The sequence below is a fragment of the Arcicella rosea genome (genome assembly GCF_040543805.1).
Classification (GTDB): Bacteria; Bacteroidota; Bacteroidia; order Cytophagales; family Spirosomataceae; genus Arcicella; species Arcicella rosea.
The window spans coordinates 12,599-33,151 of the sequence record NZ_JBEUMS010000016.1 but is presented as its reverse complement, the minus strand read 5'-3'; the positions used below and the strand labels follow the sequence as shown (position 1 = coordinate 33,151).

18 protein-coding genes are annotated in these 20,553 nt (G+C 35.2%); 11 read left to right on the top strand and 7 right to left on the bottom strand.

Annotation, left to right across the window (positions count from 1 at the left end):
* Nucleotides 1–28: 28 nt before the first annotated feature.
* Entirely contained in the window at nucleotides 29–2,455 is a 2,427-nt protein-coding gene (locus ABID42_RS18950) for a zinc-dependent metalloprotease (RefSeq protein WP_367285002.1), read from the bottom strand.
* A gap of 59 nt (nucleotides 2,456–2,514) precedes the next feature.
* On the opposite strand from ABID42_RS18950, the gene ABID42_RS18945 reads away from it, so the two are divergent.
* Nucleotides 2,515–3,465 carry an EamA family transporter gene (locus ABID42_RS18945; RefSeq protein WP_367285001.1) on the top strand — a complete coding sequence of 317 codons (951 nt, stop codon included), beginning with the start codon at nucleotides 2,515–2,517 and terminating at the stop codon, nucleotides 3,463–3,465.
* A gap of 36 nt (nucleotides 3,466–3,501) precedes the next feature.
* A complete protein-coding gene (locus tag ABID42_RS18940; protein WP_367285000.1) occupies nucleotides 3,502–4,416 on the top strand; it encodes an alpha/beta hydrolase in 915 nt (304 codons plus the stop codon).
* 149 nt (nucleotides 4,417–4,565) lie between these two features.
* Here the strand turns inward: ABID42_RS18940 and ABID42_RS18935 are convergent, their stop codons facing one another.
* The 4 genes from ABID42_RS18935 to ABID42_RS18920 form a co-directional block, all read right to left on the bottom strand.
* Nucleotides 4,566–5,561 carry a glycosyltransferase family 2 protein gene (locus ABID42_RS18935; protein ID WP_367284999.1) on the bottom strand — a complete coding sequence of 332 codons (996 nt, stop codon included), beginning with the start codon at nucleotides 5,559–5,561 and terminating at the stop codon, nucleotides 4,566–4,568.
* Between the two features lie 403 nt (nucleotides 5,562–5,964).
* Nucleotides 5,965–6,651 (bottom strand): tRNA (guanosine(37)-N1)-methyltransferase TrmD, encoded by a 687-nt coding sequence (gene trmD, locus ABID42_RS18930; RefSeq protein WP_367284998.1) that lies wholly within the window; start codon nucleotides 6,649–6,651, stop codon nucleotides 5,965–5,967.
* A gap of 15 nt (nucleotides 6,652–6,666) precedes the next feature.
* Nucleotides 6,667–7,194, bottom strand: a complete 528-nt coding sequence (gene rimM / locus ABID42_RS18925; protein WP_367284997.1) for a ribosome maturation factor RimM — start codon at nucleotides 7,192–7,194, stop codon at nucleotides 6,667–6,669.
* Nucleotides 7,195–7,324: 130 nt separating this feature from the next.
* Complete coding sequence (locus ABID42_RS18920; RefSeq protein ID WP_323689222.1) at nucleotides 7,325–7,861, bottom strand: 30S ribosomal protein S16; 537 nt, start codon at nucleotides 7,859–7,861, stop codon at nucleotides 7,325–7,327.
* Nucleotides 7,862–8,189: 328 nt separating this feature from the next.
* On the opposite strand from ABID42_RS18920, the gene ABID42_RS18915 reads away from it, so the two are divergent.
* The 3 genes from ABID42_RS18915 (at nucleotide 8,190) to ABID42_RS18905 (ending at nucleotide 12,166) form a co-directional block, all read left to right on the top strand.
* Nucleotides 8,190–8,738, top strand: coding sequence for a gluconate 2-dehydrogenase subunit 3 family protein (locus ABID42_RS18915; RefSeq protein ID WP_367284996.1), 549 nt, complete (start codon nucleotides 8,190–8,192; stop codon nucleotides 8,736–8,738).
* A 54-nt stretch (nucleotides 8,739–8,792) separates the two neighbouring features.
* A complete protein-coding gene (locus tag ABID42_RS18910) occupies nucleotides 8,793–10,517 on the top strand; it encodes a GMC family oxidoreductase (RefSeq protein WP_323689224.1) in 1,725 nt (574 codons plus the stop codon).
* Nucleotides 10,518–10,843: 326 nt separating this feature from the next.
* Nucleotides 10,844–12,166 (top strand): DEAD/DEAH box helicase, encoded by a 1,323-nt coding sequence (locus tag ABID42_RS18905; RefSeq protein WP_367284995.1) that lies wholly within the window; start codon nucleotides 10,844–10,846, stop codon nucleotides 12,164–12,166.
* A gap of 179 nt (nucleotides 12,167–12,345) precedes the next feature.
* Here the strand turns inward: ABID42_RS18905 and ABID42_RS18900 are convergent, their stop codons facing one another.
* Entirely contained in the window at nucleotides 12,346–13,116 is a 771-nt protein-coding gene (locus ABID42_RS18900; protein WP_323689226.1) for a TerC family protein, read from the bottom strand.
* An 858-nt stretch (nucleotides 13,117–13,974) separates the two neighbouring features.
* On the opposite strand from ABID42_RS18900, the gene ABID42_RS18895 reads away from it, so the two are divergent.
* The 6 genes from ABID42_RS18895 (at nucleotide 13,975) to ABID42_RS18870 (ending at nucleotide 19,992) form a co-directional block, all read left to right on the top strand.
* Nucleotides 13,975–15,651 carry an amidohydrolase gene (locus ABID42_RS18895; protein WP_367284994.1) on the top strand — a complete coding sequence of 559 codons (1,677 nt, stop codon included), beginning with the start codon at nucleotides 13,975–13,977 and terminating at the stop codon, nucleotides 15,649–15,651.
* 222 nt (nucleotides 15,652–15,873) lie between these two features.
* Nucleotides 15,874–16,638: an SDR family NAD(P)-dependent oxidoreductase gene (locus ABID42_RS18890; RefSeq protein ID WP_367284993.1), complete on the top strand. Its 765-nt coding sequence runs from the start codon at nucleotides 15,874–15,876 to the stop codon at nucleotides 16,636–16,638.
* A gap of 16 nt (nucleotides 16,639–16,654) precedes the next feature.
* Nucleotides 16,655–17,323 carry an SGNH/GDSL hydrolase family protein gene (locus ABID42_RS18885; RefSeq protein ID WP_435521485.1) on the top strand — a complete coding sequence of 223 codons (669 nt, stop codon included), beginning with the start codon at nucleotides 16,655–16,657 and terminating at the stop codon, nucleotides 17,321–17,323.
* A gap of 6 nt (nucleotides 17,324–17,329) precedes the next feature.
* A complete protein-coding gene (locus ABID42_RS18880) occupies nucleotides 17,330–18,184 on the top strand; it encodes a fumarylacetoacetate hydrolase family protein (protein WP_367284992.1) in 855 nt (284 codons plus the stop codon).
* Nucleotides 18,185–18,339: 155 nt separating this feature from the next.
* Nucleotides 18,340–19,167 carry an amidohydrolase family protein gene (locus ABID42_RS18875; RefSeq protein ID WP_367284991.1) on the top strand — a complete coding sequence of 276 codons (828 nt, stop codon included), beginning with the start codon at nucleotides 18,340–18,342 and terminating at the stop codon, nucleotides 19,165–19,167.
* A gap of 42 nt (nucleotides 19,168–19,209) precedes the next feature.
* Nucleotides 19,210–19,992 carry an L-fucose dehydrogenase gene (locus ABID42_RS18870; RefSeq protein WP_367284990.1) on the top strand — a complete coding sequence of 261 codons (783 nt, stop codon included), beginning with the start codon at nucleotides 19,210–19,212 and terminating at the stop codon, nucleotides 19,990–19,992.
* Nucleotides 19,993–20,254: 262 nt separating this feature from the next.
* Here ABID42_RS18870 and ABID42_RS18865 read toward each other — a convergent pair whose 3' ends face one another.
* Nucleotides 20,255–20,545, bottom strand: a complete 291-nt coding sequence (locus ABID42_RS18865; RefSeq protein WP_367284989.1) for a putative quinol monooxygenase — start codon at nucleotides 20,543–20,545, stop codon at nucleotides 20,255–20,257.
* Nucleotides 20,546–20,553: the final 8 nt, after the last annotated feature.

The following is a 20,553-nucleotide window of genomic DNA, read 5'->3' as shown; positions in this document are numbered from 1 at the left end:
CTCATCAAAGCTGTTAATATCAGTCAAACTAAAATTCATCTTCGCAACCAATTGGCGCACCTGGAGGCAATTCTTTATGAACTGCTACTTTGGCTGCTGAAGGATTTTTCATTCTTTCTAAAGCATAATCTAAATGTGCTTGGTAGCTGACATCTTTTACGCTTTTCTTGGTTTCTTCAATGTATGCTTTTAAGTCTTTCAAGCTTTTTCCCATCAATGCTTTTACTTGGTAACTCGCTTTTTCGTTAACACTTAATGCTAATAAATGAGTCAGCAAAATTTGTTCAGTTTGTAATTGTACTTCTAAAGCCAAACCAGTTTTGCGTGATGCTTTCCAAGTACTTTCAATTAATTGAGTATTGAGTTCGTCTAAAGTGATGCCTTCGCCACGAGCCGCATATTCTATCATTCTTGATGCACGTTCTGGTTGTAATAAAAATTGTAAAGGAAAATCTGCCGCTGATTCTGCTGCTGCCAAAGCATCAAATGCTAAACCTGTTCTTTTCTTAAACAATTCTCTTGAAGCATTATAACCAGCAGGACGAGGAGGAATTAATTTAATAATATTCTCTGGAAGCGTTAAAACCTCAGGACTCAAACATTGAATCGCCGTTTTTAAAGCTTTTTGTTGTGTTTCTTTTGAAACTAAAATCGTTGGAATTTGTCCGTCGCCACGCACTGCATAGCGATAATCAACGCTACCGACAATTTTGGCAACGGCTTCAATTTGATAACGATGTAAATTATAAATCGGTACTAAAGCATCTTCCAAAAATGCCATTGGTACGCCTTCACGAATGGTTTTTTCACCAAAGTTGGCTAATGCTTTTTCTCTTACTTTTAATAAAGCGTTTAGGTTTTCGATTGGATCTTTTCCTTCATCCCAAAGATGTGCATTTGGACTTGCTGAACCAGCAGGACGAGCATCTTGGTCGGTCAAAAACAATAAACCTTTGTTGCGTGCTTCCTGTAAAATTTTATTCAACCCTGCTTTTTCATCCGTTCCTTTCGGAAAATCTTGGTAACCAAAAGTAATAGAAGCTTTATCCCATTCGCCAATGCCCACAGCATAAGCATCTGATAAATCAATTTCACCTTTTGCATTCAGACTTACTCTTGGATGCGGATAATCCATCACCGAAGCACGGTTATTGGTACTTGCCGAATAGTTGTGCATAATGCCTAAAGTATGTCCAACTTCGTGAGCAGCTAATTGTCTTAGACGTGCCAAAGCCATTTTTAGCATAGGGTCTTTTTCCGGGTCTAATTTCTTGCCATTTTCAAAAGGAGAAAGTAAGCCTTGTGCAATCAGATAATCCTGACGAACACGTAAAGAACCTAAAGTAACATGGCCTTTCAAGATTTCGCCAGTACGAGGGTCAATCACCGAAGCGCCATACGACCAACCACGAGTGGAACGATGCACCCAGTTGATAACATTGTAGCGAACATCCATCGGGTCGGCATCATCGGGCAATAATTTTACTTGGAAAGCATTTTTATAACCAGCAGCCTCAAAAGCCTGATTCCACCAAGAAGTTCCTTCCATCAAAGCAGAACGAATGGGTTCTGGCGTGCCATTATCTAAATAATAAATGATTGGTTTTACGGCTTCCGAAACTTTAGCGTTAGGGTCTTTTTTCTTCAAACGATGTCTAACTGTATAATACTTCTCAACGGGTTCGCTTACTGGTGTTGAATAATCGAAATATGAAATCGCATTGAAACTTGAACGGGGGTCAAATTCTCTTTTTTCATATTGATTATCGGGCAATTGCACAAAACTGTGGTGCATTCTCAATGTAATGGCATCTGCACTTGGCGTAACAGACTTTACAAATCTACCCGCATCGCTTCCGCCTGTAAAAGTTAGGCTTACTTCAAATTCTGAATTTAAAGGAAAGTTTTTGGTGCGTTCAAAATACATTGCCGAACGAGATTTATCCAAAGAGTACGAACCTTCGCCCATGCCTTTGATGCGGTCGGTAACACCCATGGCATCTTGCATTAATAAATCAGTGATTTCTACCAAATACTTGCCATTTTCTTCGGCTTCAATGGTAAAACCTGCTAAAGTAGATTGAGCGAAAGATTGCGTTACGGCACGCTTTTCGTTGGTATCGTTAGTGATGGCACGATACTTTAAATTAGGTTGAATCAATAAAATTTTTCTACCTACTTTGTTGAAAAATACTACTTTTTCATCACCCAATAAGCCACGGTCTAACCCAATATCATTTGAACCCAACCCAGCAGGCAATGAAGTAATGTATAGGAATTCTTTGTTGAGGTTAGATACTTCCAACCATACTTTTCCATTGTCTTCGTCCCACCAATAATTCATAAAACCTTCGTATTTTTTGAAGGAAGCAGTCTTTTCGGAAATACTTGGGAGTTTGTCAGCAAAGGTTTGAAAGCAAAAAAAGAGTAGGATTAATAAAGGTAATTTTTTCATGTTGGATGAATTAATTATTGTTTGTTGAAAATATACAGGCAGAAGCCTTCTTAAATTTCGTGAAAAAATCTCAAATTTGGGGTATGAATCAGCAAAATCATCAATTAAAAATCTGGGCGGGCTTAATTACACTATACTTAGTTTGGGGTTCAACCTATTTAGCTTTACGTTTTGTCGTAGAAACAGTTCCATCCATGATGGCATCTGGCTTTCGGAATTTTATCGCAGGAACTATCCTTTTTATTTTTTCTATCATTAGTAAAAAGTACCAAAAACCTACTCGTAAAATGCTGTTTACTACCATTTTTACGGGATTTTTGATGCTTACTTTTGGCAATGGATTATTTACAATTGCAGCGAAATGGATACCCTCAAGTTTTTCAGCATTGTTCTCAGCCATAGGACCAGTACTGTTAGTTTCTTTACTTTGGTTGATTAATCATGAGAAACCAAATCTTAGAGTAATTGCAGGGGCTTTTCTTGGAATTGTCGGTGTTGGTATTTTAATGACATTGAAGTCATTGGCTTTAAAAGGCTATGAGCAATATTATATGCTTGGTGTATTATTCTTGTTTTTAGCAATTTTGGCTTGGAATTTTGGCGTTGTCATTGTAAAACGAGCCATGATTTTTGATTTCCATGCTTCGCAAATTTCTGGAATGCAAATGATGACAGGCGGAATATTTTCGTTGATGATTAGCTTAGGTTTAGGAGAATTCAATCACTTCGATTTTTCAATAATTCCGCCTAAAGCATATTTATCTTTTATTTATTTAGTAGTTTTTGGCTCTAGTTTGGCTTTTCTAGTTTTTAACTGGCTATCTAAAGTAACTTCGTCAACTTTGGTGGCTACTTATACTTATGTGAATCCATTAGTGGCAATGATTTTAGGTTCGTTGTTTGCTGGTGAACGTCTTCATCCAATAATGCTTTTAGCTGGGGCTATCATTATTACAGCCGTAATTTTAATTACAACTGCAAAAAATAAAACAACCGTAGAAAATACTTAACAAGCATATTAATTTTTACCTTTCAAAACCAATCTTATGAAAAAAATCATTTTAACATTTACTTTTTTATTAAGCATGAAGTACGCACAGGCGCAACAAGAAATGCCATTGTATCCAAATGGCGTTCCGAATGCTAAACAAGTACCAAATACACAAAAGTCTGTTACTGATAAAAATGGTGTAGTTCGAATTTCGGAAGTGACAGTGCCAACATTAACAGTTTATCCAGCCGATGCTGATAAAGCTAACGGAACAGCTGTAATTATTTGTCCGGGTGGAGGTTATGCTATTTTGGCAGCTAGTCACGAAGGTTCGGATGTGGCGAGTGTTTTTAATAAAATGGGTGTTACTGCTTTTGTATTGAAGTACCGTTTACCTAACGACAATGCTCAGATTGATAAATCAATTGCACCTTTGCAAGATGCACAACAAGCATTAAGAACAGTGCGTAAAGAGGCAAGTAAGTACGGAATTAATCCGAATAAAATTGGCATTATGGGCTTTTCAGCGGGAGGACATTTGGCTTCAACGGCAGGAACGCATTTTGATAAACAAGTAGGAGAGGTAACAAGCGAAGTTTCTGTTCGTCCAGATTTTATGATTTTGGGTTATCCAGTAATTACTTTCAAAGACTTTGGTCATGCCGGTTCAAGAATTAATTTAGTGGGTAAAACAGCAGACCAAACTCTAATTGATGAGTATTCAAATGAATTGCATGTTACGAAAGAAACTCCACCAACATTTTTAGTTCATGCTGGCGACGATATGGCTGTGCCTGTAAAAAATTCATTGGTTTTTTATGAAGGATTACAAAAGAATGGAGTGTTGGCTGAATTGGTGATTTATCCAAAAGGCGGACATGGTTTTGGTTTAAATAATAAAACCACGAATGAAAAATGGATGGATAATGTGAAGAATTGGATGGATTCTTTAGGATTATTGAGTAAATAGCTTTGAGTATTGAGCCGTGAGCTTTGAGATTTTTCTCAAACTCACGGCTTTTTGTTTTACGTATTTTTAAATTTCTAAAATATCTATTGCATAAAACTTTATACTAGTCAGGCGACAGCCTTTAATGAATTTATGACCGATAATGGCAACTAACGGAATCTTAAATCAATATTATCATTCACTTCAATTTTGTAAAACCCTTTTATTTTGAAAACCGTTTTCCAGAAGAATTTTAAGAAAACTAATGTTTTTAAGGCAAATATTTTCTGACTTCTTAGTTCAAAGAATGGATTTCGGAGTTTCGAAATATTCACAGAAATTTTCCACAAGTAAAAGAAAGTCGCTAATGAAGTGTAATGAAAAATGAGTAAAAGATAGAATCCCAAACCATATTCTTTACGAATCCAAAGTAAGTTTGATACTTGCATTTGCGTACCAAATCGGTTGATAGGAGAGATATTCGTTCTTCTGAACGGAGAATCTTTTTCTAAGTGGATAAATTTTATTTCTTCAAAACAGCAGATTTTTCCAACCTTTCTGAGTCTGCCAGTCCATTCAAAATCTTCGGCATACATAAAAAAGTCTTCATCCATTTTGCCCGCTTTTTCGATGGTTTTTCGAGCAACCAACATAAAAGCACCACAACATAATTCTGATTGATTGGGGTCTTCAAATTGTGGTTCAGGGAAAATCTTTTCTAAATACTTGTTCAAAGAATTTGGCGCAATGATTAAGAATTTTAGAAACTCATTCCTATTTCTGAAATAAGGCATTTTTACCAAATCAGCCGTTACTTGTATTCCCCCAATTGCCGAAATACCTGAATTTGTTTTAAGTTTTTGCCAAGCTTTAAAAATGGAATTCTCGAAAAGTAATGTATCGGCATTCAACAATAAAAAATAATCTCCTTTGGCAATTGCCATTCCTTGATTATTTCCTCTTGAAAAACCAGAATTATAAGTACTTGCCACCCAAACGATTTCTGGATGAACTGATTTAATGATATTTTCGGAAGTATCTTGTGAATCATTGTCAACCACAATTACTTCATAACTAACATCTTGCGTAAATTTTTTGATAGAACTAATACAATTAACTGTTAACGTTGCTGATTTATAATTGATAATGATAATCGAAACATCCATACCAAACTGATTATTTGAAAATTCTAAGGACTAATTTTCTATAAAATTACAATTAATTCAATTGGTGCTTAGGTTTATTGATAGAGTAATTTATGAATAGCCTGTTATTTCCTTAAAAAACTCTTGATTAATTGTTCTGGAAAAGTAAGCACACAAAAAAGCCCGATGCCACAGACATCAGGCTTTCTAAATATAATCCTTACTTTATTTAATGTTATTGTCTTTGAATCGCTATTAAATTGTATCCCTCTCACATATTCTCTTCGTTACAAAAATAATAAAAAATCCAAATAAATAAACATATAATACAATTATTTGTAAGAATTATTTATTTTTTTTGATTTCGCCTTTACTTTTTATGAAAAATGGCTTAATCAATATCTTAAATCATCCAAAATGATGCTTACAAACCACTTTTTTGGTACAAATCTGGTCTTCTCGCTTTAGTGCGTTCGATTGATTGTTCGAATCTCCATTCATTAATTTTGGCTTCATGCCCAGATAAAAGTACTGGTGGTACACCAATTCCTTCAAATTCGGCTGGGCGAGTATAAACTGGAGGTGCCAAAAGATTATCTTGAAAAGAATCTGTCAATGCCGAAGTTTCATCATTTAATACGCCTGGAATCAATCGAATAATGGCATCTGCACAAACTGCCGCTGCCAATTCTCCTCCAGAAAGTACATAATCACCAATTGAAATTTCTTTGGTGATAAACATATCACGTACTCTTTGATCAACTCCTTTGTAATGTCCACAAAGAAATAAAAGATTTCCTTGCAGTGACAATTGATTGGCTGTTTGTTGATTGAAAGTTTCGCCGTCGGGCGTCATGTAAATGATTTCGTCGTAATGTCTTTCACTTTGTAAATGGCGAATACAACGAGCAATTGGCTCTACACTCAACACCATGCCTGCACCACCACCAAAAGCATAATCATCTACTTGGCGTTGTTTTGAAAGAGAGTAATCTCTTAAATCATGCAGTACTACTTCTACATGACCAGCCTCTTGTCCACGTTTTAAAATTGAATGAGCAAAAAAGCTTTCCATCAATTTTGGCACTACCGAAATAATATCTATTCGCATGGTCGGAATCTGGAATTAGTCTTCTAAATACACTTCTAACAAACCTTCTGGTAAATTTACATGAAGTATTTTTTGTTCTTTTTCTGCTTGAAGTATAATTTCATCAATCACAGGAATCAATACTTCTTTGCCTTTATAATCCATCACCAACAAGTCCTGCGCTTGCATAGAATGCACAGTTTGTACAGTTCCTAAATTACCTAAATTTTTGTCAACTATTTGGAAACCAATAATTTCGTGATAATAGAATTGGTCATTATCAAGTTCTGGAAGTTCATCTAATGGCAAAAAAGCTTGAAGATTAATCATTGCTTCCGCTTTTTCAAAAGTATCAATATCTTCAAAATGTACAATCGCACGATTGCCCGAAAGGCGGTAGCTTTCAATAAAATAAGGAACTAATTCCCCTTTTACTTCCAGAAAAAGGCTTTCTAAATCTTCATAATCTTCAGGAAAATCTACATCTAACCAAAGAATTACTTCGCCTTTTAGTCCATGTGTTTTGGTGATTTTTCCTAGTTCAAAACAATCCTCTTTAGTCATTGCTATATTTTTAGTATCAACGATACTTATTGTCTTTGTTGGAATGAACGAATGTATACAAATAAAAAATGATACAAAACAGCTTATTAAAAGAGTTTTGTATCATTTTAAAGAAATTTCTTTGAGAAAATTACTCAGCAGATTCTGTAGTAGCTTCTTCACCTTCAGCTGCTGGAGCTTCAGTTTCTTCTGCAACAACTTCTTCTTCTACAGTGTTTTTCTTAGCAATTGCAGCAGCACGAGCAGCATTGATTTCTACTTCTCTTGCTAAACGAGCAGCTTTATCAGCAGCTTTGCTTGCATCAAGACCATCAGCTTTACCAGAGATTTTTAAATCTTTGCTAGTTTTCCAGTCATTGAATTTAGAATCAGCAATATCTTGAGAGATAGCACCTTTGTTAACACCCACTTGCAAGTGTTTTTTCAACAATATACCTTTATATGACAAAATTGCACGAGTAGTATCTGTTGGTTGAGCACCGTTTAAAACCCATTTCAAAGCACTTTCTTCATTCAAATTGATTGAAGCAGGGTTTGTGTTTGGATTGTACGTTCCGATTTTCTCAATGAATTTACCGTCACGTGGAGCTCTTGCGTCAGCAATAACGATGTCATACATCGCTAATTTTTTACGTCCACGACGTGCTAATCTAATTTTAACAGCCATTTTTTATTTACGTTTTAGTGAAGGAACCCGTCCTTCGGTTATGGTATTTGTAAATTGGAGTGCAAAGATAGTTAAAATTAAGGATTTAACAATGCTAGAATGATAAAATATTTTACAATAACATAAAAAGAATACAATTTGAGGTTAACTAACATGATTAATATTTACTCAGTTGAAAAACATTCTAGCATTAAACAATTGCTTTGAATTATTCCTGCACTGATTTACATGGTTAACAAAAAGTACTTTAGCGAAAAATAATGCAAATTTTTGCAATATAAATGTAATTTTACGTTCAGATGAATATAAACAAAACTTAAATAAATACATGAAAAGAAGAGACGCAATTGCCAGAATGGCCTTAACGATGGGAGGGATTCTATCTGCTGGTACTTTGGCAACAGTTTTAGAAGGCTGTAAATCAGGCAGTTCATCGGTGGCTACAGGTGTTAGTTTTTCTCCTGAACAAAGTGCAATGATTGCTGAAATTGCTGAAATTATTTTACCTCGCACTCAAACGCCTGGTGCAATTGATGCAAAAGTGCCAGAATTTATCCAGATGATGTTGAAAGATTGCTACAAAGAAGACCAACAAAAGGCTTTCTTTGAAGGCTTAACTAAATTGGATGAAGATGCTAAAAAGGCTAATAATACAGAATTTTCTAAATCGACACCAGCGCAAAAACTGGCTTTGATTAAAGCAGAAGATTCGGCGAAGGAGCGCTCTGAATTCTGGAAAACAATGAAAGATTTGACAATTTTGGGATACTTTACCTCTGAACCTGGAGCTACCAAAGCTTTAGCGTTTTTAGAAGTGCCGGGTAAGTATGAACCAATCAAATTACAAAAAGGACAAAAAGCTTGGGCTATGAGCTAATTGTTTTCGAAAGAAGTCAAATATTTATTCATTCAATTTCAAATCAATACGAAAGTGGAAATTACAGGAACAGGAAATAAAGCAAATACCTACGATGCCATTGTTGTTGGCTCAGGAATATCAGGCGGTTGGGCTGCCAAAGAATTATGTGAAAGAGGTTTAAAAGTAATCATGCTTGAAAGAGGGCGTGATATTAAACATATCCAAGATTACCCGAATGCTACTAAAGCTCCTTGGGAATTTGAACATCGTGGTCGTGTAGATAACAAATCTGCTGAGGAACATTATATCGGTGTCCGTACTGGTTATACCGTAAATGAACCTTGGAGAGATATGTTTGAAAACGATAAGGAAAACCCAATCGTTGAGAAAAAACCAATCGACTGGATTCGTGGATACCATGTTGGTGGTCGCTCTTTGATGTGGGGACGTCAATCATATCGTTTGAACGAAATTGACTTTGAAGCAAATGCCAAAGAAGGTATTGGTACAGACTGGCCAATTCGTTACAAAGATCTAGCTCCTTGGTATGACCACGTTGAGAAATTTGCTGGTATCAGTGGTAATAAAGATGGTATTGATGTTTTACCGCATGGCGACCATTATTTGCCAGCAATGAACATGAATGCTTTGGAAAAAGAATTGAAGAAAAGAATTGAAAAGGAATTTTCTTCACGTCATTTCATCATGGGGCGTACTGCTCATTTAACGGGTGAATCTAAAATTGCTTATGATTTAGGACGTTCGCAATGCCAGTTCCGTAACCGTTGTATGATGGGTTGTCCTTACGGTGGTTATTTCTCTACTCAATCTTCAACTTTACCAGCAGCAGTAAAAACTGGAAATTTAACACTTCGTCCTGATGCTATTGTTCAAGAAGTAATTTATGATGATAAATTGGGTAAAGCTGTTGGTGTAAGAATTGTTGATCAAAATACTTTACAATCAATTGAATATTTTGCAAAAATCATTTTCTTGAATGCTTCTGCTTTTGGAAGTACAGGAATTATGTTGAACTCAAAATCTCAACGTCATCCAAATGGTTTAGGTAATGAATCTGATCAATTAGGTCGTAACATTATGGATCACCATTTAGCGGTTGGTGCAAGAGGTGAATTTGAAGGTTTGGAGGATGACTATTACTATGGTCGTCGTGCAAATGGTATTTATATTCCAAGATATCGTAACTGGGGAACTGACAAACGTGATTATTTACGTGGATTCGGTTATCAAGGTGGTGGTTCTCGTGAAGACTTTGGTCGTGGTGCTGGACAAGAAGGCGTTGGGGCAGACTTTAAAGATGCTTTAAGTTATCCGGGTAAATGGACATTCAATATCGGTGGTTTTGGTGAAGTAATTCCAAATCCTGAAAACAGAATGACACTTGACCCAACTCAAAAAGATAAGTGGGGAATGCCATTATTAGTGTTTGATGCAGCTTATGGCGACAACGAACTAAAAATGCGTGTCGATATGAAAAACGATGCCGCAGAAATGTTAGAAAAAGCAGGTTTGAAAAACATTGTTGCTTATGACGACCAATCTAAACACCTAGGAATTGGTATTCACGAAATGGGAACTGCTCGTATGGGTACTGATGCTAAAAACTCTGTGTTGAACAAAAATAATCAAGTTTGGGGTGCTGACAATGTATTTGTAACAGATGGCGCAGCGATGACATCGGCTTCATGTGTAAACCCTTCACTTACTTATATGGCTTTAACAGCTAGAGCAGCCGCTTATGCAGTTGATGCTTTGAAAAAAGGTGATTTAAAATAGATGTTGGATTTCTGATGTCTAATTTTGGATTTCAGAAAGTACATAACAGTAAACAGAAAGTCCTCAATTTTAATTAATTGGGGACTTTCTGTTTAATAAGTAAGAGTTGTGAGTGATGAGTTGTGAATTGAAAATTTTAATTCACATAGAATACCCTTTGTTTCATGAATGCTTCTTGGAATAATATAAAATTGTTTTATGAATTATTTACTGTAAAAGCATAAAGCCTAATGCCTAAAGCGGGCAACAATCCAACGATAATTGCCTATTAATTTATCTTTCAGAAAGTTTAAGCCTACCTTTGTGATAATAATCAAATTACGGTCATGACTTTCGAAGAATTAAATCTTAATAAACAATTACTTAACGCCCTCAACGATTTGGGCTTTACTTCCCCAACAGCTATCCAAGAAAAAGTTTTTTCGGTAGTGATGTCTGGTAAAGATGTCTGTGGAATTGCACAAACTGGAACAGGAAAAACGTATGCTTATTTATTACCTTGTCTTCGTCAGTTGAAATTTTCAAAAGAAAAAGACCCACAATTAGTTATTATCGTTCCAACTCGTGAATTGGTAGTGCAAATTGTAGAAGAAGCCCAAAAACTTCTTACTTATATGAGCTACAAAGTTCTGGGTGTATATGGTGGCGTAAATACGAAATTACAAGTTGCAGAATTATTGGAAGGTGCTGATATTTTAGTAGCAACACCCGGAAGATTGGTCGATTTAATATCAGTAGGAGCATTTACTGGAAAATCTGTCAAAAAATTAGTTATTGATGAATTTGATGAAATGTTAAACCTTGGTTTCAGAGCGCAATTGAAAGTTGTTTTTGGAAGATTACCTCAAAGAAGACAAAATTTACTTTTCTCTGCTACGCTTAATGAAGAAGTAGAACAACTAATTGAAGATTATTTCAATAGTCCAGTAAGAGTAGAGGCAACTCCCGTTGGCACGCCTTTGGAAAACATCAGTCAGTCTTATTATGAAGTACCCAACTTTTATTCAAAAGTTAATTTCTTGAATTTATTATTAGAGAAAGATGAAACGATGAGTAAAGTATTGGTTTTTGTTTCTACCAAACATTTAGCAGATGTATTGTATGAGCAGATGAATCCAGAACAAAGTGAATCAATAGGCGTGATTCACTCGAATAAAGCACAAAAACATCGTTTTGATAGTGTAATCAAATTCCAATCTGGCGAATGCAGAGTCTTAATTGCTACTGATATTATTGCTAGAGGATTAGATGTAGCAGAAGTAACCCACGTTATCAATTTTGATTTACCAGAAACACCACAAAACTATATTCATAGAATTGGTAGAACAGGTAGAAAAGAAAGAAAAGGAATTGCAATTTCATTTGTGGTAGAAAAAGAGAAAGAATATCTTTCTGAAATTGAGAATTTGATGAATTACCAAATTCCAATGCTTGATTTACCAGAAGATTTAACGCTTTCAACTAAGATTTTACCTGAGGAAATAGAAAGAGTAGCTATGAAAACGATTCAAGTGAAAGCAACCAAACGTGAAGATGTAGGTCCAGCTTTTCATGAGAAATCTGAAAAGAATAAAAAGGTAAATGTAAGAAGAAACCATGCCGAAGAAATGAAAAAGAAGTACGGAAGAGCTTACAAAAAGAGAGAGTAAGTAAGAGTGATGAATTGTGAGCGAAAAATTATAAGCTGTCTATCGGATATAGTTTAACTGATTGAGTATAAAAACAAAAAAGCGGTCGAAATTAGTTTTTCGACCGCTTTTTTTGTTTGACTGTAGTTCCGTTAGGAACGTAATGTCGGTAGTAAAAGCACCTTTTTTTATGAATAAAACTATTTCTTCTTGCTATGATGCGGATAATTAAAGAAATAAGAAGTAAGCAACGGAATAGCAAAAATCCCAACGGTTAGCATAGATACATAAGCATCAGCTTCTTCGCTTTCCATGAATTTAGCAATTGGATTTTCTGGTAGAAAATGCGTGAGTAAAGATAAAGTCAGCTTTAAACCCAATACACCAATTACTAAAAAAGCGGCTGTTTCCAAAAAAGGATACTTTTCCATTAATTTCACAAAAGCTTGTGCTACGAATCGCATCGCTAAAATACCGATAAACACCCCAATGCAAATCAAATAAATATTATCTGTGAAAGCTACTGCCGCAAAAACGTTATCAATCGAAAAAGCCAAATCCATTACTTCCACTAAAAAAACCGTAGCCCAGAATGGTCCTAATGCTCCTAATGTAACACGGTAAAGCCAATTACTTTTCTTGTCTAATAAGTCATCATCTTGTTGTGGTGTTGCTTCTTTTTTGAAGTAATCATAAGTAAGGAATAATAAATATAAACCACCAATTGGTTTCAACCACCAAACTTGTACTAAGTACGAAGCAAATAAAAGACAAAGACCTCTAAAAAAATATGCACCAATAATACCATATTTCAGCGCTTTCTTTCTTTTTTCTGGAGACAAATCCATGACCATTGTTGCCAAAACTGCTGCATTATCAACGGAAAGAAGACTTTCAATCAGAATTAAATTCCCCACTACCAAGGCCGCTGCGCCTAAATCATTACCAAAAATTTGATGCAAAAAATCCATAAATATTGTTTTGTGTTCAAAAGATTCCCAAAGTTACAAACTTTGATGCCTAAAAGATAAGGCAAGCAAGAATATTAATTTGATTGGTTTAATAGGATTGTAAATGGATTTTAAAAGCTTTTGATAATCAAATATTGTCAGTTAAGAAACAGCCAATTACAATTATGAAACAAATGCTGACATTTGAGAAACAACATCTTACAATGAAGAAATAGATACTTACATTTGAGAAACAGCATCTTACAATAAAGAAATAGATACTTGCATTTGAGAAACAGCATCTTACAATGAAGAAATAGATACTTGCATTTGAGAAACAACATCTTACAATGAAGAAATAGATACTTGCACTAGAGAAACAGCATCTTACAATGAAGAAATGATTGCTGACAGTTGAGAAACAACACATTACAATGAAGAAACGGGTATTGAGAATTAAGAAACAGCCAACTACAATTAAGAAACAGGTGCTGACAATTGAGAAATAGCTAACTGTAATAAAGAAATGAGAGCTGATAGTTTAGAAATAGCCAACAACAATGAAGAAAACCCTAACAGCAATAAAGAAATGAAGATAAGTATTAAAGAATCAAGAATTGACAGCTAAGCAATAGGAAATTAAAAGAGTATTCAACTTAATTGATGTCGTGATTTTACAGAGACTTTCTTAAAATGAAATATACTGAAAACTAGAATAGGTAAAACCTACTAAAAGTAAAATAATGCTAAGCAAAAACCCTCTAATGATAGCATTTTTAACATTTCTATATCAAAATAATCATTGAAAATTATTAAATTTAGTAAAGCTGTCTGTAAACATTCATCTTCAAACCAAACTATCTTTAATTATTCATCAACATGAAAAAAAACGTTTACGCATTATTCAACCTAATGCTTCTTTTTTGGCTATGTCAACCAATCATTTTTGCTCAATCTAAAAAAGCATCGACTGTCAGTACTGAAATTACTTTAATTGATGCCAAGAAATTAGAAAAGCTCCGTAAAGAAATTTTAGAAGAAATAGACAAAAAACAAGTCTTTTCTCAGCAAATGGTCGATATGATTTTTAGTTTTGGCGAACTAGGTTTCCAAGAATATGAAACTTCTAATTATATCACCAACATTCTCGAAAAAGAAGGTTTTACCATTGAAAAAGGTGTTTCAGGTATTCCAACAGCATGGATTGCTAAATGGGGAAGTGGTAAGCCTGTTATTGCTTTAGGGTCTGATATTGATTGTATCCCGAAAGCATCACAAAAACCGGGTGTAGCCTACCATGATCCAATTATTGAAGGCGCACCGGGACATGGAGAAGGACATAATTCTGGACAAGCCCTTAATATTACTGCGGCTTTAGTGATTAAAAAAATCATGGAGCGTGAGAAGATAGCTGGGACACTTGTTCTTTGGCCGGGTGTAGCGGAGGAATTAGTGGGAACTAAAGCCATTTTTGTGCGTGATGGACATTTTAAAAATATTGATGCTTGCATTTTTACCCATGTTGCCAATAATTTGGGAGTACAATGGGGCGATAATGGAGGAAATGGTTTGGTCTCTGTAAAATTCAGCTTCGAAGGAGAAGCTGCTCATGCGGCGGGCGCACCTTGGAGAGGGAAAAGTGCTTTGGATGCCGTTGAATTAATGAATATTGGCTGGAATTTTAAAAGAGAACATTTGTATCCTTCGCAACGCTCGCATTATGTGATTGTTGATGGTGGCGACCAGCCTAATGTTGTGCCATCTAAAGCATCTGTTTGGTATTATTTCCGTGAAAGAACCTATCCGAAAATCAAAGAATTGTATGATGCAGGTGTTGCCATAGCAAAAGGGGCAACGATGATGACGGGAACGACGATGTCTTACGAAGTACTAGGAAGCGCTTGGCCCGGACATTTCAATAAACCCATTGCAGAGAATGTTTTTGAACATATTAAAAGAGTAGGTTTACCAAAATGGTCGGAAGAAGACCAACTGTTAGCAACTTCATTGCAAGCAGAATTGAAATCGCCAGAGAAAAAGGGTTTGGCAATGAAAATAGATACAACCATCGAACCCGTTTTAGTAAGTATGGGTGGAGGTTCAGATGACATCGCTGATATTTCTTGGAATCTTCCTACGGTGGTGTTGCGCTATCCTTCTAATATTCCGGGTTTACCGGGGCATCACTGGGCTAATGCTATTTCAATGGCAACACCTATTGCACACAAAGGAGTAACCGCAGGAGCAAAGGTAGAAGCACTTACTTTATTAGATATGTTGGTGAAACCAGATTTGATTACAAAAGCTTGGGATTATTATAAAAACGAACAAACCAAGGATGTAAAATACGAATCTTTGATTTCGCCGACGGATAAGCCAGCTATCAATCTGAATCAGCAAATTATGGCGAAGTTTAGACCAGAAATGAAGAAAGTATATTATGACCCCACTAAATATAAAAGCTATATGGAACAATTAGGAATTGCCTATCCAACTGTTCGAAAGATAACTCCAACAGAAGGAAGTACAACTACTGGAAAGAGTGGAGGTAATTAAAAGCAAAACAAATAGCGTATTATCATCACAAAGAATTTAGATTGCGTAAACAATAGAAATTGCTTGATTCGATAAAAAGACGACTGATATAGTCGTCTTTTTTTGTGTTTATCAATAATTATTAGAAAAATTTAGGGTATGTTTCCGTAATAAACTACTTATACATTCTGATTACTTTTTTTCATTAGAAGAAGCCAAACAATCAAGAAAAAATCATAAACAATGTTTTCATTAACTAACAAGTCAGTCGTAATAACAGGTGGAGGTTCGGGAATTGGTCGTGCAATCTCATTATTATTTGCCAAACAAGGAGCAGAAGTAAATATTCTTGAACTCAATGAAGCTGCTGCACAAGATACTGTAGCAGAGATTCGTTCAGAAGGAGGCAAAGCCAATGCTTATGCTTGTAATGTAACCAATCAAGATGCTGTAAAAACAGTATTTGCAACTATTGGTCGTGTAGATATTCTGATTAATAATGCAGGAATTGCTCACGTTGGTAATCTTGAAAAAACTTCAGAAGAAGATTTTGATAGAATTTTCAGCGTAAATGTTAAAGGTGCTTACAATTGTTTATACACAGTCGTTCCGATGATGAAAGAAGTAAAAGGAGGCGTTATTTTAAACATGGCTTCGGTAGCTTCATCAGTTGGCATTGCAGACCGTTTTGCCTATTCAATGTCGAAAGGAGCAATTTTAACCATGACATTATCTATCGCCAAAGATTACTTAAAAGATAACATTCGTTGTAATTGTATTTCACCAGCCAGAGTACATACACCTTTTGTAGATGGCTTTTTAGCGAAGAATTATCCGAATAATATCGAAGAAATGTTTGAAAAACTTTCGGCTTCACAACCAATTGGTAGAATGGCTAAACCAGAAGAAATCGCTTTTTTAGCATTATACTTATGTTCAGACGAAGCAGGTTTTGTAACAGGTTGTGATTATCCGATTGATGGAGGATTTATTAGATTGAATAACTAAATTTTAAACAATACTCATGAAAAAACTATTGCTATTATCGGTATTATTCTGGTCGATGACCTCTTTTATTCAACAAGAAAAGCCTAAAAGAATCATTTTCTTTGGAGATTCTATCACGCAAGCAGGCGTACAGCCCAATGGTTATATAACTAAACTGCAAGAAATGATAGACAAAAAAGGAGACAAAGCCAATTATGAATTGATTGGTGCAGGTATCGGAGGCAATAAAGTTTATGATTTATACTTACGTTTAGAAGATGACGTATTAAGCAAAAAGCCAGATTTAGTAGTAATTTACGTGGGTGTAAACGATGTTTGGCATAAAGCCACTTCAGGAACGGGAACAGACCCCGATAAATTTATCAGATTTTATCAAGCATTAATCAATAAGATTCAAGCAAGTGGAGCTAAATTGATTTTATGTACGCCTGCAACGATTGGCGAAAAAACTGATTTCAGTAATCAACAGGATGGGGATATGAATCAATACAGTAATTTTATCAGAAATTTGGCAACGAAGAATAATCTTCCACTTTGTGATTTAAGAAAAGAATTTCTTGGACACAATTTGAATAATAATCCTGAAAACAAAGATAAAGGCATTTTAACAACTGATAGAGTTCATTTAAACGAGCTTGGAAATCAATTTGTTGCCGATAAATTATTCCCTTTAATTACAAAATAAATTGTTATGAAATTATTTAGATTTGGAGAAGTAGGTAATGAAAAACCTGGTGTAATCTTAGAAGAGAAATGGTTAGATGTTTCGGCATACATTCAAGATTATAACGAAGCTTTTTTTGAAAATGATGGCTTAGATAAACTAAGTTTATTGTTAGTAGAAAAACAAAATGAATTAGAAGAAATTCCAGCAGGAGTACGCATTGCTTCTTGTGTGCCTCGTCCTTCAAAAATTGTTTGTATTGGTTTGAACTTCGCAGATCACGCTCGTGAAACTGGTGCAGCCATTCCAGCAGAACCAATTATTTTCTTTAAGGCGACGACTGCACTTTCTGGTCCAAATGATGATATCATCATTCCTAAGAATTCTGTAAAAACTGACTGGGAAGTAGAATTAGCCTTAGTAATTGGCAAAAAAGCACAATATGTTGACGAAGCTGATGCAATGAATTATGTAGCAGGGTATTGTTTACACAATGACGTTTCTGAAAGAGAATTCCAAATTGAAAGAGGAGGGAACTGGAGTAAAGGAAAAGGTTGTGATTCATTCGCTCCACTTGGTCCATTCTTGGCAACTACAGAAGAAATTGAAGATGAGAATGATTTAAAAATGTGGTTGAGTGTAAACGGTAAAACAGTTCAAAACAGTAATACCGATCAATTGATTTTTAAAGTACCAGCTTTAGTTTCATACTTGAGTCAATTCATGACTTTATTGCCGGGTGATGTGATTTCAACAGGAACACCTCCGGGAGTAGGTTTAGGGTTTAATCCTCCAGTATTTTTGAAAGAAGGCGATGTTGTGGAATTAGGAATCGAAGGTTTAGGAACACAAAAACAAACCGCTAAAAACTGGAAAGCATAATTTTTTATTTAAAAATAAGTTATGTAGTTTGAAAATTTGAAAATGGAGAGAATGCAAAGGAGTTTCGAGCTTTGTGTTTTATCTTTAGGTAATGTAAAGCTTACCTCTTTTCAAGTTTTCAAACTATTTTAATTTTTAAATAAAAGACAAATCTTATGACGATAGATTCACATCAACATTTTTGGCAGTATGACGCACAAAGACATGATTGGATTTCGGATGAAATGAAAGTTATTCAACGAGACTTTTTACCAAATGATCTTGCGCCAATTTTAGCCAAAAATAATATTTCAGGTTGTGTAGCAGTACAAGCAGACCAAACATTGGCTGAAACAGATTTTTTGATTGATTTAGCTAATAAAAACGATTTTATCAAAGCAGTAGTGGGTTGGGTAGATTTACGTGCTGACGATGTTGACGATATTTTAGAACAATATGCTGAACATAAAGTGGTAAAAGGGTTTAGGCATGTCGTTCAGGGTGAGGCAGATACTGAGTTTATGTTGAGACCAAAATTTAAAGCCGGAATCACGGCTTTAGGCGCTTTTGATTTTACTTATGATATTCTAATTTATCATTACCAATTAGAGCAAGCCATTCAATTAGCTAAATTCTTTCCCAATCAAAAGTTTGTGTTAGACCATATTGCTAAGCCAGATATTAAGTCTGGTGAATACGCTGAATGGCAAACCAATATCAAGAAATTAGCTTTGCATCAAAATGTGTATTGCAAATTATCAGGCATGGTTACCGAAGGCGAATGGAAAGATTGGAAAGTCTCAGATTTCAAAATTTATTTAGATACTGTCGTAAAAGCCTTTGGTACAGAGCGCATCATGTATGGCTCTGATTGGCCAGTTTGTTTAGTCGCTGCAAAATATGAAGAACAATTAGGGATTGTTAATGAGTATTTTTCTGCTTTTTCTAGTTTAGAAAAGAAAAAGGTCATGGGTGCTAATGCGCTCAAATTTTATAATATTTAAACCTTACCAGAGCCTCATTAAGCTTTTTGGTAAATCTTTAACATGAACTTAGGACTTAAAGAAAAAGTAATTATCGTTTCGGGCGGTGCAAAAGGAATTGGCGAAGGCATTTCTGGAGTATTAGCTACTGAAGGAGCTTATGTGGCGATTGTAGGCAGAAATGACGCTGATAATCAAAAAGCAATTGAGAAAATTCAGGCAGCGGGCGGACAAGCGTGGTCGTTCGTAGCAGAATTATCTCAACCAGAAGAATGTAAAAAAGCCATTGATGAAGTAGTGGCTAAATTTGGCAGAATTGACGGAATCGTAAATAATGCTGGTGTAAACGATGGCGTAGGTTTAGAAAGCGGAAATTATGAACGTTTTGTTGCATCATTACACAGTAATTTGATTCACTATTACTTATTGGTGCATCATGCTTTGCCTTATTTGAAAGAATCAAAAGGAGCGATTGTAAACATTGGTTCTAAAACCGCTGAAACAGGTCAGGGCGGAACTTCTGCTTATGCGGCATCAAACGGTGGAAGAAATGCACTTACTCGTGAATGGGCAGTTGAATTATTACCTTATGGCATTCGTGTAAATGCAGTAATTGTAGCTGAATGTTACACGCCATTGTACGACCGTTGGATTAAAACTTTACCAAATCCAGAAGAAACGCTAGCAAAAATTACAGAGAAGATTCCATTAGGAAAACGCATGACTACTTCAGAAGAGATTGCCAATATGGTAGTGTTTTTAATGTCAAAACGTTCAAGCCACACAACTGGACAATTAATTTATGTAGATGGTGGTTACACGCATTTGGATAGAGCTTTGTTGTAGGATTTTAACTTTTCTTGTTGGTCAATATGAGTAAACCTAAATTTTTCCTCTAAAAAGAGAAATTTAGATGTTCTTGGATTTGTTCTCGTCCTTACTTTTCTTTCCTTGATGAAAGAAAAGTAACAAAAGAAAATCAAGAATTCCTAAACTCGCTTCGCTCAAACAGTAGGAATTCATTGCTCATCAATCACAAAAAAGCGGTCGAAATTAGTTTTTCGACCGCTTTTTGATTTTTTAATACTGGATGATTCTTGTTTATTCTCTAAGCTATTTTCTCAGCTTGATAAACCGTTACGGGTTCTTCCAATAATTCATCAAATTGAGTAACGAAACTACCAATATAAGGTTGCTGATTGTGGTTTTCTAAACCTTCCATATTTTCCCAAATTTCATGAAAAGTAAATAGATTTGATTCATTGATAGATTGGTGCAAATCATATTGAATACAAGCTGTTTCTTTTCTGGATTCAGTTACTAAGTCTGTTAAAATAGCTTTTACTTTTTCAACATGTTCAGGTTTGCTTTTTACGATAGCCGTCAGGTAAATATTCATTTTGAAAG